The 15,299-nt window shown below is 69.4% G+C and carries 13 protein-coding genes; 6 read left to right on the forward strand and 7 right to left on the reverse strand.

Annotation, left to right across the window (positions count from 1 at the left end; all coding sequences use genetic code 11):
* Nucleotides 1-36: 36 nt before the first annotated feature.
* From EIO58_RS01960 to EIO58_RS18600, 3 genes are read right to left on the reverse strand one after another with little or no spacing between them, the layout of a single operon-like run.
* The gene (locus EIO58_RS01960) at nt 37-1,497 is read right to left on the reverse strand and encodes a phytoene desaturase family protein (RefSeq protein ID WP_127818016.1); all 1,461 of its coding nucleotides are present in this window, start codon (nt 1,495-1,497) and stop codon (nt 37-39) included.
* On the reverse strand, nt 1,490-2,611 hold the full coding sequence (locus EIO58_RS01965) for a hypothetical protein (protein WP_127818017.1): 1,122 nt from the start codon (nt 2,609-2,611) through the stop codon (nt 1,490-1,492). Before EIO58_RS01965 ends, EIO58_RS01960 begins: the two co-directional genes overlap by 8 nt.
* Entirely contained in the window at nt 2,608-3,150 is a 543-nt protein-coding gene (locus EIO58_RS18600; RefSeq protein WP_164861491.1) for a hypothetical protein, read from the reverse strand. The genes EIO58_RS01965 and EIO58_RS18600 overlap by 4 nt, the downstream gene beginning before the upstream one ends.
* A 187-nt stretch (nt 3,151-3,337) precedes the next feature.
* Here EIO58_RS18600 and EIO58_RS01975 point away from each other — a divergent pair, with 187 nt between their 5' ends.
* From EIO58_RS01975 to EIO58_RS01990, 4 genes are all read left to right on the forward strand, one after another.
* On the forward strand, nt 3,338-4,237 hold the full coding sequence (locus EIO58_RS01975) for a glycosyltransferase (protein WP_164861492.1): 900 nt from the start codon (nt 3,338-3,340) through the stop codon (nt 4,235-4,237).
* Nucleotides 4,238-4,246: 9 nt separating this feature from the next.
* Entirely contained in the window at nt 4,247-5,146 is a 900-nt protein-coding gene (locus tag EIO58_RS01980) for a glycosyltransferase family 2 protein (protein ID WP_127818020.1), read from the forward strand.
* 84 nt (nt 5,147-5,230) lie between these two features.
* Nucleotides 5,231-6,367 carry an acyltransferase family protein gene (locus EIO58_RS01985; protein WP_127818021.1) on the forward strand — a complete coding sequence of 379 codons (1,137 nt, stop codon included), beginning with the start codon at nt 5,231-5,233 and terminating at the stop codon, nt 6,365-6,367.
* A 23-nt stretch (nt 6,368-6,390) separates the two neighbouring features.
* Complete coding sequence (locus tag EIO58_RS01990; protein ID WP_127818022.1) at nt 6,391-8,343, forward strand: glycosyltransferase; 1,953 nt, start codon at nt 6,391-6,393, stop codon at nt 8,341-8,343.
* 8 nt (nt 8,344-8,351) lie between these two features.
* On the opposite strand, the gene EIO58_RS01995 is transcribed toward EIO58_RS01990, so the two are convergent.
* Together EIO58_RS01995 and EIO58_RS02000 are read right to left on the reverse strand one after the other, a co-directional pair.
* Nucleotides 8,352-9,497 (reverse strand): glycosyltransferase family 4 protein, encoded by a 1,146-nt coding sequence (locus EIO58_RS01995; protein WP_127818023.1) that lies wholly within the window; start codon nt 9,495-9,497, stop codon nt 8,352-8,354.
* Between the two features lie 45 nt (nt 9,498-9,542).
* Nucleotides 9,543-10,109, reverse strand: coding sequence for a flavin reductase family protein (locus EIO58_RS02000; RefSeq protein ID WP_127818024.1), 567 nt, complete (start codon nt 10,107-10,109; stop codon nt 9,543-9,545).
* 411 nt (nt 10,110-10,520) lie between these two features.
* On the opposite strand from EIO58_RS02000, the gene EIO58_RS02005 reads away from it, so the two are divergent.
* Nucleotides 10,521-12,077 carry a sugar transferase gene (locus EIO58_RS02005; protein ID WP_240658525.1) on the forward strand — a complete coding sequence of 519 codons (1,557 nt, stop codon included), beginning with the start codon at nt 10,521-10,523 and terminating at the stop codon, nt 12,075-12,077.
* Between the two features lie 6 nt (nt 12,078-12,083).
* Here EIO58_RS02005 and EIO58_RS02010 read toward each other — a convergent pair whose 3' ends face one another.
* Nucleotides 12,084-13,202, reverse strand: coding sequence for a glycosyltransferase (locus EIO58_RS02010; RefSeq protein WP_127818025.1), 1,119 nt, complete (start codon nt 13,200-13,202; stop codon nt 12,084-12,086).
* Nucleotides 13,199-14,215: a glycosyltransferase family 4 protein gene (locus EIO58_RS02015; RefSeq protein ID WP_164861493.1), complete on the reverse strand. Its 1,017-nt coding sequence runs from the start codon at nt 14,213-14,215 to the stop codon at nt 13,199-13,201. The genes EIO58_RS02010 and EIO58_RS02015 overlap by 4 nt, the downstream gene beginning before the upstream one ends.
* A gap of 456 nt (nt 14,216-14,671) precedes the next feature.
* Between EIO58_RS02015 and EIO58_RS02020 the strand changes: the two genes are divergently transcribed.
* Nucleotides 14,672-15,028 carry a hypothetical protein gene (locus EIO58_RS02020; RefSeq protein WP_127818027.1) on the forward strand — a complete coding sequence of 119 codons (357 nt, stop codon included), beginning with the start codon at nt 14,672-14,674 and terminating at the stop codon, nt 15,026-15,028.
* Nucleotides 15,029-15,299 lie beyond the last annotated feature (271 nt).

Here is a 15,299-nt window from a genome sequence, read left to right on the forward strand (position 1 = left end):
CCTCAGTCTGGCCCAGGAGGCCCCGACCGTGCGGCTTCAGGCCCGCCGTGCCGCCGTCTGGCCGACTCCGAGATCGGGAACGGGGAGCCCGAGAGTGTCCCTGAGCGCCAGCCGTGCGGCGTAGAAGCCCGACAGGCCGTGCACCCCGCTGGCGGGCGGCGTCGACGACGAGCCGAGGTACAGACCGGTCACGGGGGTGCGCCAGGGACTCGGAGAGATCTGCGGCCGTGCGACGAGCTGGGGAAGCGTGATAGCCCCGGCCGAGAGGTCGCCGCCCACGAGGTTCGGGTTGATCGCCTCGAGCTCGCGGGCCGTGTGCGACGACGACGCGATCACCAAATCCCGGAATCCGGGAGCAGCCTGCTCGATCATGCGGATGACGTCCTCGGTCGGGTCGTGCGGTGAGCCATGCGGGACGTGGATGTACGCCCACAGCACGTGCCGTCCTTCTGGGGCACGTGTGGGGTCGACGATCGTCGGCTGACTCACGAGCACGTATGGCTCACCGGCGACCGATCCCGCCGCGACCATCGCCTCGGCACGCCGCATCTGCGCGCGGGTGCCGCCGAGGTGCACCGTGGGGCTGCGCCTGGCCGGCTCGAACGTCCACGGAACCGGTCCGGCGAGCGCGAAATCGACCTTCGCGACGCCGTCGCCGTACCGCAGGCGCTCCAGCCGCCGCCGGTAGGCGGAGGGCAGGACAGCGTGACCGATTCGGGCGAGCGCCCGCGCCGACGTGTCGGCGACCACGATCCGCGCGTCGGCCACGTCGCGCAGATCCGTGACCTCCTGACCGGTTTCGATCGCGCCGCCGTGGGCCGTCAGGTCTTCGACCATCGCATCGATGATCGACTGGGAGCCCCCGACCGGAACGGGCCATCCGCGAGCGTGTGCGTGCGCGGCGAGCACGAGTCCGACCGCCGCCGAGGCGAGGGTCGGAATCCGGCCGATGCCGTGCGATGTGACGCCTGTCAGCAGCGCCGGCGCGACCTCCCCGGCGAATCGGACGTTCCACAGGGGCGTGCCCTGCTCGAGGGCACGCAGCCCGAACCGGACCGCCGTGATGGGTGCATGAGGCATCCGCAGCATCTGGTTCGCCGTGAAGTCGGTGAGGCCGTCGATGTCGTCGACGAGCGGTCGCAGCAGCCGCGCCCAGGCAGGACCGTCGCGACCGAGCTCGGCGACCGTGCGGTCGAGGTCGCGGTACGCGGTACCGCCGCCGTCCGGAAGAGGTTGGGTGTACGAGATGTCGGGCACGACGAAGCGCACTCGCCGATCGAGCTCGAAAGCTCGGAAGAACGGCGAGGCGAGGGCCAGAGGGTGGACCGCCGCGCCGACGTCGTGGCGGAATCCGTCGATGGTGAGGGGCAGGGTGCGCGCGGCCCCTCCGATGGTCGCCGAGCGTTCCAATACGCGCACCCGCAGTCCGGCTCGGGCGAGTGTGACGGCGGCGGCCATGCCGTTGGGTCCGCTTCCGATGACGACCGCGTCATCCATTCGTGTTCCCCATGGCCGGCTGCGGCGCGCGCGCCGGCTCGCCCGTTGCCGCACGCGGGGGCACGTCGCCGCCGGGCGACTGCTCATGCTTTCGGCTTCGACGTACGGCGAACCGCTTCTGGATGAAGGGCACGATGCGCTCCCACTCGATGAAGAGCAAGCAGATGACCTGGTACTCGAGGAACGGGAGCCCCATGAGCACGCCGATGGTCGTGTGCATGCAGATGTAGCCGATCAGCATCAGGCTGCGCAGCCGGGGCACGAACAGCAGAAGGCCGCCGAGCTCGAGCAGCAGCGTGGCGACGGAGACGGCGATCATGATCGCCGGCGTGTGCGCCATCCAGTCGACGATGCCGGTCAGAGCAGCGGGGTGGTAGGAGCCGTAGTTGTAGTTGCCGTAGGTGTACATCTCGAGACCGAAGTCGTCTCGCCACGTGGCCTGCCCGCCGCCCACCACGTACACCTCATCGCCGGAGGTGAGACCGCGGAGGTAGAAGCCGAGGGTCTCGCCGTCGAACCAGCGGAAGTCGCTGAATCGCAGCTTCGACAGGCCTGACGTCGTGTACGTGACGGCCAGGAGACCGAGGATCAGGTACACGCCCCACTGACGGAACGGCCTGGTCAGATATCCCAGCAGATCCTTCCGCCCCGCCCGCCACCAGCGGATCAGATGCTCCAGAGAGATCGTGTTGGTGCCGGGCGCGAACACGAGCACGAAGAGAACCTGGGTGGTCAGCGAGGATTCGTGGTCGAAGACGCCCTGGCTCACTTCGACCGCGCGAGCGAACAGTCCGACGAGCACGAGGCAGAGCAGTGCCGGGCGCGTCGCGAGTCCGACCACGCTCAGCACTGTCAGGAGCAGCACGCCGGCTGCCACCGGGTTCGGGTGTGCCAGGACGAAGTCGCGCAGACCCGCCGGGACGATGCCCAGCACCCACCCCTGATACTCGGCGTCGGGCACGGGTGTGTGCCACCCGCGGACGAGCTCGAGGGTGCGCTGGCTGAACATGAAAACCAGGACGATCCGCAGCCAGCTGAGCCGCCCGTGCCACAGCAGTGGAAGCACCGCGAAGACCTTCGCGCCGCGGCTCGGTCGTGCATCGACGACCGTCATCGCAGCACCTCCGCTGTCTGGGTGTAGCGCCGTGTCGCGGTTTCGTAGTATCCGACATGCTCGGACTCGAGCAGTTCGCCTGAGCTGTCGACGGTGTCGACGTAGAGGTTCACACCGTCGTACTCGATTCCGCGCTCATCGCGGAGGAAGTCGGTGAGAGGACGGAAGAAGGTCGCCATCCTGTCGTCGAACACCTCCGGCGAACTCGAATCGCCGCTCAGGTCGCGGAACGGCGAGGTGTCGCTCATGGGACGGTAGTACCACGAGGCGAGCTGGCGCTTGAGTTCCAGCGGGTCGAGGTTCGTCATCTCCAACGGGAACGGTTCGGACGCCCCGTCTCGGACCGCCTCGAGCCGGAACGCGTACAGCCGCGTGTCTGGACCGATGTGGTGTGCGAACATCGGCGCCGACGTGAAAGGAAAATCCTCGACGCCCAGCGCGATCACGACCGCATTCGGCACGAGCACCACCGCAGAGATCAGCGCCGGAAGAACGTACCGGCGGGTCCTCCGCGTCGACGGCGGTCGTTGGTCAGCCATCACGAATGCCTCCCCAGCTGGCGTGATGAGGCCCGTTGACTCTGCGAATCGCGTCAGCGGGCGGTGGACGCCCCAGTGTCCACGGGGAAAGTGTATGCCCGCTCGGGCGTCAGGGCGAGAGGGGCCCGCATCGCCGACACGGCACGCACTAGGCTCTATCCGGCGGCGACGGAAACGGAGGCGACGAGTGACGCGAGAAGCGCCTGCGCCCCCTGAGGTCATCGTGGTCGCCTACGGCTCTCCCGAGATGCTCGCGGCCGCACTGGCGCCGCTGAAGGGCCGCTTCCCGCTGACGGTCGTGGACAACTCGTCCGACGCTCGGGTCGCCGCGGTCGTGCGAGAAGCCGGAGGCGCATACTGGGACCCCGGCGCGAATCTCGGCTTCGGCTCCGGCGTCAACTACGGCCTCGCTCGGCGGCAGGCCCCCGGCGCCGACGTGCTGCTGCTCAATCCCGACGCCGTCGTCGAGCCGGCGATGATCTCAGTCCTCCACGCCGCGCTTCACGCGGGGCCCCGCATCGCCGCGGTCGGGCCGCTCCAGGTCGACGAACGCGGACGGCCGGCTCAAGTCGCGTGGCCCTACCCGCGTCCAGCCCATTTCCTCGGCGACGCGGTGAAGCTCGGCCGGTTCGTCCGCAACGACGGCCCGCCGTACGTCATCGGGTCGATCCTGCTGCTGAACGCAGAAGCCGTGGGGCAGGTCGGGTCATTCGACGAGACCTTCTTCCTGTACGCCGAAGAAGCCGACTGGCAGCTTCGCGCCGAGAAGCTCGGGTGGAGGAATGTCGTCGTCGAAGACGTGACGGCGGTCCATGTCGGCGCGGGCACCAGCTCGGACTCCTTCGCCCGTGAGGTGTTCCTTCAAGCCGGGCTCGAGCGCTTCCTCCGCAAGCACTACGGCTGGTGGGGCTGGCAGCTCGCGCGCTGGTCGGTGGCCATCGGCGGCATTCCGCGCGTCGTCTTCCTCCGTGGCGATCGGCGCCGGGCGGCGAAGGAGCGGGCATGGCTCTTCGCCCGCGGCCCTGTGTCGGTCGAGCGTCGCATCAGACTGGCCGAAGGCGAGGTCTCGTCCGCAGCGCCGCAATAGCATCGCAGCATGGGGGTTTCCGAGACGGTCAGCATCGTCGTGGCGACGAATCGCAGCGGCGCATATTTGGCGGAGGCGATCGACTCGGCTTCGGCGCAGTCCTACGGCTCTTTCGAGATCGTCGTCGTCGACGACGGGTCGCCGAACCCGGAGGCGATCGCGCAGACGGTCCGCCGGTTCCCTGCCGCCCGCCTGATCCGCCGTCGCCCATCGGGTGTGGCCGCGGCTCGCAACGCCGGTGTGCGGGCATCGCGCGGCGACCTGATCGCCTTTCTCGACGACGATGACCGTTGGCACCCCGGATGCCTCGAAGCTCACGTGTCGGCCTTGGCGGCCGCACCCGACGCGGTGGCCTCGTACTGCCGCATACAGACGATCGACGCCGGAGGCGACCGGGTCCTGGCCCCCGCTGATCAAGTGGCCGTGCGTTCGCGGGCAGAGGTCGCTGCACGGCGGACGGGCATCTTCGCCGGCAACCTGGTCGTGCGCCGACGGCACTTCGAGGCGGTCGGTGGCTTCGCCGAGGATCTGCATCACGCCGAGGACCTCGATCTGATCCTCTCGCTGGCGGAGCGGGGGCGGCTCGTCTTCGCTGAGGCGGGACTCGTGGACTATCGATCGCACGGCGAGAACACGACGCAGCGCTATCGCGAACTCGTCCGGGCGATCGATCACGTGTTGCGGTCGCATCGTGACAGGGCTCTCGCCTCCGAGGACCCGGAGCTGGCGGCGGCGTTCGAAGAGAGCCTCGCTCGCAATGCCCGATTCGCGTGGTGGAGCGCGGCACGCGCCGCGAAGGCCGACCTGTCGCGGCGTCGCCCTGTCGCCGCGGCGGGAGAGCTCGCGTGGGCGCTCCGAGCGGCGCCCGGCGGTCTGTGGAGCGGGGTGACGAGACGCCTTTCGAGTTGACGCTGGGGCTCTGATCGAACCAGGCGTAGACTCTCCGCGTCTGCGTGGGATGGGGCCCGCGCGCCTGATCTGGGGGATCTGACGATGTCGACTTCGGCCGCCTATCCATCGTCCACGCCGCGGGAGCGGTGGATCGACGTCGCGAAGGGCATCGCGATCATTCTGGTGGTGTTCTTTCACGCGACGTTCGACTACACCGCCGACGCGCATGTGTGGCAGTGGGGCGGCTACACCGAGCTGCTCGAGACGTTCCGCATGCCGCTGTTCTTCTTCACCGCCGGAATCTTCGCCGCGAAGGTGCTCTCCAGGCCGTTGCGCGACCTCGTCGATCTGCGCATCTTGAAGTTCGCGTGGTTGTACTTCCTCTGGTCGATCATCGCGATCGTCGTCTTCTGGACGGCCATCGGCGAGTTCCAGGGGGTCGGGGGAACCCTCGTCGAGATCGCCAGGACGGTGATCCAGCCCAACGGGCAGACGTGGTTCATCTACGCGATCGTCGTGTACTTCCTCCTGGGCTGGGCGCTGCGCCGACTTCCGATCGTGGTCCGACTCGGCGTCGCGCTCGCGCTCACCCTGGTCTTCCAGTACGGCTTGTTCGTCGATCCCTACAGCGAATGGGGGAAGGTCGGGAAGTACTTCCTGTTCTTCCTGCTCGCGGTCGAGTTCGGCCCGTGGGTGCGCCGCCTCGTGCCGCGGCTCAAGTGGTGGCACACTCTCATCGCCCCGGCGGCGTATGCGCTGCTGGTCTTCGTCTTCCGGCGGCTCGACTGGATCGATGCGCCGATCGGCTCGGTGAAGGAGCTTGCGTCGTGGACGGTGCTCAGCGTGCTGGCCGTCGCCGCCGGCTGCAGCGTCGCGATCCTGCTGGCCCGGTGGGCCGCCTTCGACTGGCTGTTCCACCTCGGCTCGCGCACTCTGCAGGTCTACCTCCTCCACTGGTACCTGCTTCTGATCGGATGGTGGCTCGTCGCCGTCGCCCCGTCGATCCCAGGAGTGGTCGCACCTTTCCTCGTGCCTGCGCTCACGGCGTTCGCGATCGCCGGAGCGCTGCTGGTGCACCGCTTCACCAGGCGCGCGACTCTTCTCTACGGACAGCCCAAGTGGCTGCACCTGCCGCTGAAGAGCGCGGCGTCCGCCGCCCCGGCCACGCCCTCCTCTCCGGTCGAGCCCGAACTGCCCGCTTCGCCCTCCGGAACGCCTGCCAGCGACCTTCCTCGCTAGGCTCGCCGAGGGAAGGGGGCCGGATGAGGGTGCTGCGGGTCGCCCACCACGCCGTGGTCTCGGCGTGGCGGGATCGAGAACGAGGCCTGCGCGAGCTGGGCGTGGACGTGCGGCTGCTGTCGGCCGAGCGCTGGAACGAGGGCGGAAGGGTCATCGCGCTCGATCCCGGCGGTGACGCGTTCGTCGACGGCGCCCGCACCGTCGGCACGCATCCGAACGCGTTCCTCTACGATCCGCGACCGATCTGGCGGCTGTTGCGGACGAAGCCGGATCTGATCGATCTGCACGAAGAGCCCTTCTCACTGGCGACCGCCGAAGTGCTCCTGCTGCGCCGACTCCTCCGCATCCCGACCCCGTACGTGCTCTACTCCGCCCAGAACATCGAGAAGCGATACCCGATCCCGTTCCGCTGGTTCGAAGCCGCGGCTCTCCGAGGCGCCGCGGGCGCGTATGTGTGCAATCGCGAAGCGGGGGAGATCCTCCGGCGCAAGGGCCTGCGCAGGCCTGCCGACCTGATCCCGCTCGGCGTCGACACCGACCGTTTCTCGGCCGCGGCTTCGGCGACGCCGCGAACCCACCCCGTCGTCGGCTACGTCGGCCGGCTGGAACCGTACAAGGGCGTCGCGACGTTGCTGAGGGCCGCGGCATCCCGCCCCCGTTGGCGTCTGGAGATCAGCGGGGACGGCAGCCAGCGCGCCGAGCTCGTCGCGCTGGCCGCGGAGCTCGGCCTCTCGGAACGCGTTTCCTTCCTCGGCTTCGCGCAGGGCGATGCGCTCGCCGAGCGCTATCGCAGGCTCGATGTCATCGCCGTCCCGTCGATTCCATGGCCGGGGTGGCTCGAGCAGTTCTGCCGCGTCGCGGTCGAGGCGATGGCGTCGGGGATCCCGGTCGTCGCCAGTCGCTCCGGCGCGATCCCCGATGTCGTGGCCGACGCCGGCGTGCTCGTCGAGCCGGGTGACCCCCGGGCTCTCGCCGCCGGGATCGATGCCGCGCTCGACACACGCCGCTGGGGCGAGCTGCGCGAGCGTGGGCTCGCGCGTGCATCGGAGTTCACATGGCGGCGGGTCGCGGAGCAGCAGACCGCGCTGTACCGGAGCGTCGTGCCGCGACGCGATGGGGGTGCCGGCCGGCCGCCGCAGGTCGTCGCGGTGGCGTACGGCGATCCCGCGCTGCTCGAGGGTGCGCTGGACGCCATCGGTGATCGGTTCGGCGTGACGATCGTCGACAACTCGTCCTCCGCGGTGACGAAGGCGATGGCCGAGCGCCGCGGCGCCGCCTACATCGATCCGCAGGCGAATCTCGGGTTCGGCGCCGGAGTCAACGTCGCCCTCAGGTCGCTCGCTGATCGGGGGCTTGCCGCCGACGACGTGCTCCTTCTCAACCCCGACGCGCGCATCTCGGCGGAGGGCATAGAGACGATGCACGCCACGCTGCACGCGCGACCGTCGCGTGCCGTGGTCGGCGCCACCCAGACGGAGCCGTCAAGCGGTCGGGACGTCCGCGTGTGGTGGCCGTTTCCCAGCCCTCTGCGAGCATGGATCGACGCGCTCGGACTCGGCCGCTTCGATCGCGCGAAGGGTTTCGCGATCGGCTCGGTGCTGTTGCTCCGCTCTGAGGCCATCGCGCAGATCGGGGAGTTCGACGAGCAGTTCTTCCTGTATGCCGAGGAAGTCGACTGGCAGAAGCGGGCGCGCGACGCCGGGTGGGGGATCACGGTCGCCTCCGTCACGGCGACGCACGTCGGCGCCGGCACGGGAGGTGACAGCACCCGCCGTGAGGCGCTCTTCTTCGCGAGCAGCGAGAAGTACCAGCGCAAGCACTTCGGCGCCGCCGGGTGGCAGGTGTTCCGGGCAGGAGTCATCGTCGGAGCGACCGTGCGGTCGTGGACGCTGCGTGGCGCAGCGCGCGCCGACGCGCGCCGACGCCGCTCCATCTTCGTCGAGGGGCCCGTCGCCTACGCGGCGCGGATCGGCTGAAGGCCGTTTCAGGCCGCGGAGCGCGTGCGGAGCTTCTCTTCAGCGACCTCGGCGTACACGTCGAGCGTGCGCTGAGCCACAGATTCCCACGACGTGTAGGCCGAGGCATCCGCCCGTGCTTCCTCGCCCATGCGCCTTCGCACATCGCGGTCGGCGACCAGAGGAGCCAGCCGCGCCGCGATCGACCGACCATCGCGTTCGATGAAGGCGCCGTTGCGGCCCTCGGTCACGAACTCCTCCGCAACGCCGAGAGGAGTGGCGACGATCGGCAGCCCCGCCGCCGCCGCCTCCAGCATCACGAGGCCGAAGGCCTCGTAGATCGTCGGGAAGACGAAGACATCACCCGCTTGGAAGTACTCCTCGACAGCGGACGAGTGGCCGGTGAAGACGATGCGGTCGCCCACGCCGAGGGCTGCGGCCTGTGCGCGGAAGGGCCGCGCGTCGTCGCCGCCCACGACGAGCAGGCGGGTGTTCGCCGGGAGGATCGAGAGCGCGTCGATGATGGCACCCAGTCCCTTGCGACGGAACTCCTTGCCGACGAACAGCAGCACGACATCGTCCTCGGTGTAGCCGTGCCGAGCGCGCACCCGCGCGCGGATGGCCGCGGCATCCGAAGGTCGGAACCGCCCCACGTCGACCGCGTTCGGGATGACCGTGATCCGCTCGGGGTCCACCCCGTAATACCGGGTCAGCTCGCGCGCGACGCTCGGCGACACGGCGATCGCACGCCGAAAGCCCCCGTGCCGGTAGTTGCGCTGCTCGACCTGCAGCACCGCGTGATGGAAGGGGTTGGCGATCGCGCGCAGCGCCTCGCCGTTGCGGAATTTCATCTCCCACCACGCGCGGTGGCAGCTGTGCGCGGTGATGACGTCCTGCACGCGCGTCGCACAGCCGCCCTGGTTGTGGACGACGTCGAACTCGAGTGAACGGATGCTGCGGCTCGCCGCCGCCGAATAGGTCACCGGGATCGCGAAGCCCGGCGACGGGCGCATCGGCACGCGATGCCAGTGCAGTGGAGGTGCGGGTGCGGGGTCGATGACGGCGGACACCAAGGTGAGGTCGATGCGGTCGGCCATGCGCAAGGCGAGTTCGTAGGACGCGCGCTCGATGCCTCCTTCGTTGTTGAAGGCGTAGGAAGACATCGCGACACGCATGCAGTCATGCTAGCCAGCGGACGGCATCCGCTCGCAGCCGGTTCCTCAGAGCAGCGTGCTGGATTCGCTGAGCGTGTGCCAGGTTCGGTTGTGGTACACGAGCGGCCGGGAATGATGCCCCGGGTCGTGCCACGCTTCGAGCGCGTGCACGACGATGACGGTCGCGGATCCCGCATCGAGCCGGCTCGTCACCCGTGCCCGCACGCGGCGCGTGACCCCGTGGAAGACCGGCTCCCCTGTGGGAAGGCGGGTCCACCGTGCGGTGTCTTCGAAGCGGTCGACGCCGCTCGTCGCGCATAGGACCGCGAGGTCGAGGGAATCCGTGTCGATCATGTGGATCACCACGGTGTCGGCTGTCAGCAGCGTCGGAGTGCTCGATGACAGCGCCGATGCCGAGAAGACGATCAGGGGCGGGGCGGCCGACACCGAGAACACCGAGGATGCCGTCATGGCGACGGGACCGTTCCCGGCGTCAGCCGTCACGACGGCGATGCCGGCCGGATGATCGCGAAAGACCGCCTTGAGCTCGTCCGGACTGATCCCGGCCGGAGCGGTAGGCAGCGGCTGGATGTCGATCTCACCGTTTGGCGTGACGTCTTGTGCCAGAGTCATGGTTCCCCACCCATCACATCGTCCCCAGTATCCGGACTCCGTCGGTGCGACGGGTGGCTCGCAGATCGCCCGCCACGCTCGAGTCCGCCCTCCACCGTCTCACGTCGCGGCCCGGACCGCTTCGCCTCGGTGAGGAGGAACTATAGCAGGGCGCGGGCGCCGGGAGCGATCCGAGGCTTCGTCAGAACAGTTCCGAGAAAAACATGAGAGGAGCCTCACCATCGAGGGCGAAAAGCCGATAGAGTGCGCAGAGTATCTCTTGTCGGGCGTCCTCCTCTAGGGAAGGTGAGGACGAAAAGCACCACCGACAGAAGTGCTTGGCTCGCGGTGTGGGACCGCGGGTGACTGGGGAGTATCGCGTGCGGCCGGGGGGTCGCGCCGATTTTTGCGCCCACTGGGGAGGGCCAAGACGTGACGACCGCTTTCGAGCGTCAAAATCTGGGGACCATGCGAGTGCCGACGGCACGTAGCGTGCCGTCCGTCAGCACTGTCGCCGGCGTCAAGCCGAGGGTGCACGCCGCCGTCGCGCCGACGCCTGACGCGACCCTGGAGAACCGCCATCGGTGGGAACGCGCCTACCGGTCGCGCCTTCGACTCGCGGACACCGCCGTCGTGATCGCCTCGACGGGCATCGCGGCGTGGATCCAGATCGACGCGATCGCGCAGGTCGACCTCGCGGACGCGCCGTGGCAGTACGGGCGGGTGTTCGTGTTCACGGCGGCCGCCTGGCTGATCCTGCTCGCGCTGTTCCAGACGCGCTCACCCCGCGTGATCGGGCAGGGCGTGGAATACCGCCGCGTGCTTCACGCGACCGGCATGGCATTCGGCGTCGCCGCGATCGCCTTCGTCATCATGCAGTCTCAGGGCATCCGTGCCCAGCTGCTCATCGCACTGCCCCTCGGCACGGTGGCGATCCTGCTCGCCCGGTGGCTGTCGCGTCGTTGGCTGCAGCGTCAGCGCGTCGCGGGGCATTTCATCTCGCGTGCACTGATCGTGGGCAACCGCTACGACGTCGAATACGTCATCGAGAGCCTCGAGACGGATGGTCTCCACGCGTACCAGGTCGCCGGCGTGATCCTCGACGGGCCCGCTTCGGAGGCCGCCGTCGGCGGTCAGCGCTTCCCCTCGGTCGGCTCGGTCGGCGATGTGGCGGCCCAGGCGAAGGCCCTCGGCGCGGACTCGGTGATCCTCGCCAGCATCCCCGAAGGAGATCGCGGGTACATCAAGCGCCTGGCCTGGCAGCTCGAGGGCACGGCGGCCGAGCTGTCGCTCTCCAGCCCCCTCGTCGATGTGGCCGGGCCGCGGATGTCGCTGCGCCCGGTCGAGGGCCTTCCGCTCATCCAGGTGGAGATCCCGACGTTCGAAGGCGGGCATCACCTCGCCAAGCGCGCCTTCGACATCGTGGTCGCCTCGATCGCGCTCGTGTTCGTGGCGATCGCGACGCCGATCATCGCGATCGCGATCAAGCTCGAGAGCAAGGGTCCGGTCTTCTTCGTCCAGCCGCGAGTCGGTCGCGACGGCGAGACGTTCCCGATGCTGAAGTTCCGCTCGATGCGCGTCGACGCCGAAGACATGCTGCACGCTGTCGCGTCACTCAACGAGGGAGCCGGCCCGCTCTTCAAGATGAAGAGCGATCCGCGCGTCACGCGCGTCGGTGCGTTCCTGCGCAAGTTCTCGATCGACGAGCTTCCGCAGTTCGTGAACGTGCTGCTCGGGCACATGAGCATCGTGGGCCCGCGTCCGCCCCTGCCCCGCGAGACCCATCACTACGAGGACAGCACCTACCGTCGGCTGTACATCCGTCCCGGCATCACGGGGCCGTGGCAGATCAGCGGGCGCTCCCACCTCTCGTGGGAAGAGAGCGTGCGGCTCGATCTGCGCTATGTCGAGAACTGGTCGGTGGTCGGCGATCTGCTCATCCTGATCAAGACGGTGGGTACCGTCTTCAAAGCCGAAGGCGCCTACTGACCGGTCTCAGCGCCGCCAGAGCGGCGCAAGGACATCGCTGAACGCGGCGACGCGGTCCGCCCAGTCGGGAACTCCCGGCGCGAATGTCGTCGGTAGATCCTCGCGAACAGTCGCGCTGACGACCTCGGGGAATTCACGACCCTCGGCGATGATGACCTCGTCCGCCGCAAGGGAGCGGAAGCCCGCCACCGGGGTGCTCACGATCGGTCGGCCCACGGCAAGATATTCGTAGAGCTTCAGTGGGTCGAGGCTGTCCGTGAAGTCATTCACGACGTGCGGGACGATCAGCGCGGCTGCGTGCTGCAGGTATGCCGGTACCGCCGTGTACGGCCGCGAGCCCAGCATCGCCACACCGGGATGGGCGGTCAGTCGCGCCGTGTTCGCGGCCGAAAGGGCGGACGGGCCGACGAGCGCGACGCGCCCGCCGGCCGAGATCGCTTCATCCGCCGTCGCCAGGACGAGATCGACGTCGAGCCTGTCCTCGTGCAGCGTCCCGACATACACCGCGGCCCGATCGGGCAGGTCGTCGGGGCGAGCGGAGCGGTCGCGATACCGACGCACGTCGACGGCGTTCGGGATCAGCACCACCTCTCGCCGGAGGCGGCGGGTCTCGCGAAGTCCTTCCGAGCAGACCACGACGGCTTCACAGCGGTCCATCAGGGTGTCTTCGTTCCGCGAGATGCGCCGAAGCTCACGAGCGGGCCGGTCTGCCGCAAGCCAGTCATCCGTCATGTCGTAGATGCTCGGCCAGCCTGTCCCGCGCGCCAGCCCGGCCCAGCCGGGGTCGTTGATCCAGACGACGGGTGACTCGAACCCGAGGCGGCGGGCGACGTGCCGGACGGCCCTGTGCAGGAAGGCGTCGGCCATCGGACCGAGCACGCGCGGGAAAACCTTGTCGGGTTGGAAGAGGCTGAGTCGTCCCTCATAGCCGGCGGCCGATCTCAGGCCGGTGCCACGCCGGATGCCGCGCCCCGACAGCGCGGAGTGCAGCACGTCGTTCGACGGCTCGACGAACAGGACGCGGAGCGTCGGATCGCCGCGCAGAAGCCCATCGATGAGGTATTGGTTCCGCCGCCACACCTCGTCCCAGGCCTCGAGCGAAAGGACGATCAGTTCGCGGCTCACGCGAGCAGCCGATCGTAGACGGCGCTGACGCCGGCGATCTGACCCTCGATCGTGAACCGCTCTCGCTGGAGCTGCTGGAGCGAGACTCCGTACGCGGCGCGAAGACCCGGCTCGTCGATCAGGCCGTCCAGCAGGACGGCCGCTGCGCGAGGGTCGCCGGGCGCGTAGAGCAGCTCGGGCTGCGCCATGCCCACCGACTCGAGGTGGCCGCCTCCCGCCGCCGCGACGACGGGCGTACCGTGCGCCATCGCCTCGAGCACGAGAATCCCGAGTCCTTCGCGCGGAGTGGGTGCGATCACCAGCGCCGCAGAGCTCAGCAGGCTCGAGATATCGCTCCGATGGCCGAGGAACTCCACCGACTCGGCGACGCCGCGCTCGCGTGCGAGCTCTTCGAGGCGACCACGCTCCGAGCCGTCACCCGCGATCCGCAGCACCCACCCCGCCGCAGGACCGCGCGACTGCGACCACGCTTCGATCGCTTCCGTGGTGTTCTTCTCGGGCTCGAGCCGCTGCGCGGCGAGCGCGAATGGCGAGCGTTCCGAGGGTGCGGAGCGGGACTCGACGCCCGAGTAGACCACTTCAGCGGGGGACTCGACGTTCGCCGCGACGAACTCCGAGATGGCGATCTGGGCATCGAGGGATCGTCCGATGGGCCGGAATGCGGCCCGCGCCAGAGCACCCGCGCCGCGGGGCCCGGCGAAGTGACGCGTGCTGACGTGACGTGGCCCTTTCCGCATGCGGCGGTCCATCCAGCCCACGAGGTCCGCCTGCGACATGTGCGTGTGAAGCACGTCAGGGGGAGGCGCGGAACGGAGGGAGACGAGGGCTTCGCGCATGCCAGCGCCCGGGAGCCAGTCCACGCCGGTTCCGTCCAGCGCTGAGATCATCTGCCGAGGGTCCCCGCCGATGACCGTCAGCTCGGCGCCTGCACGTGCGAGCCCGCCGGCGACGGTGACGATATAGCGCTCCACTCCGGCGAACCCCGTGGAGCATACGAGGTGGACTACTCGCACCCGCCCCTCCCGTCTCGATCTGTCGAGCAGTCTACGAGGCGTCGGAAGCCGGACCGCGCGCGATGGGGATGCTGAAGGGTTCCGGTTCCCCCGCGACGTTCGGTATCGTCCCGTCCGCGGCTTCCCCGCGGCTTCCCCGCGGCTTCCCCGCGGCTTCCCCGCGGCTCCCGCGGCTTCCCGCGGCAGGAGCGGTCGGGCTTCCACGATGCGCGAGCGCGCCGCGCGGCCTATCGTCGAACCGCGAAGGCGATGCCGCCCCGACCGAGGCGGACCAGGGCTCGTCCACCGGATGGATCCGACCGGCAGCGTTCCCAAGGGCACCACCATCGAGCTCACCGCGTCGAGATCGACGCGCAGGCGACGGATGTCATCGGGATGCCGTCACCGCGCCCGCCGCGCGAAGCTCGTACTTCGTCATCGGCGCGTCGCCGCGGTGGCCGGGTAGGCTCGGCTGCCGTGCTGCCTGCGGACTGGATCGAACATCGCCGCGCCGACAGCGAGGTCCTCGGATGGATGCTCGCCGACGGCGAGGGTTTCCGCGTCTTCGACCTGCTCGGACGAGAGCGCACGGCCGCTCCGATCGACTGGCTCACGGCCGAAGAGCTGCTCGAGGATCTCGGCATGGGCTATCTCGCCGACCGCTGGACCCTCCGCTTCGCCGACGGCTCGGAGCGTCCCGTGCGCATCGCCGAGGCGAGCCCGCGCGGCGTGACCGTCGTGGCGGACGAGTACGGCGCGGCGTCGGCGGTCGGCGCCGATTCCGAACGCTTCCGCCTGCCGTTCCCCGTCGGCGACGCGCTGACCCCGCGCTGACCCGTAGAAGAGCCCCAGCGGGTCCCTCGGCCCCCGGCATCCGTCGCCCAGAACAGGTGATCTGCCGTACGCAGGACGATCGCGGCGCAATCGCCCTGTTCTCGCCAGATCACCTGTTCTGCGCAACGCCTCCGCTGGCCAGACGCGCCGATGCCCGGCGGTCCGGAGACCGCCGGGCACCGTGGCGTGGGGGCAGGGCCCGCGCCGAGGTCAGCCCTGCGCCGCAGCGAGAGCGCCCAGCGCCTGCACGAGCGCGGAGTCGGGCGCGGCG

The sequence above is a fragment of the Microbacterium sp. CPCC 204701 genome (assembly GCF_004010105.1).
Taxonomy (GTDB): Bacteria; Actinomycetota; Actinomycetes; order Actinomycetales; family Microbacteriaceae; genus Microbacterium.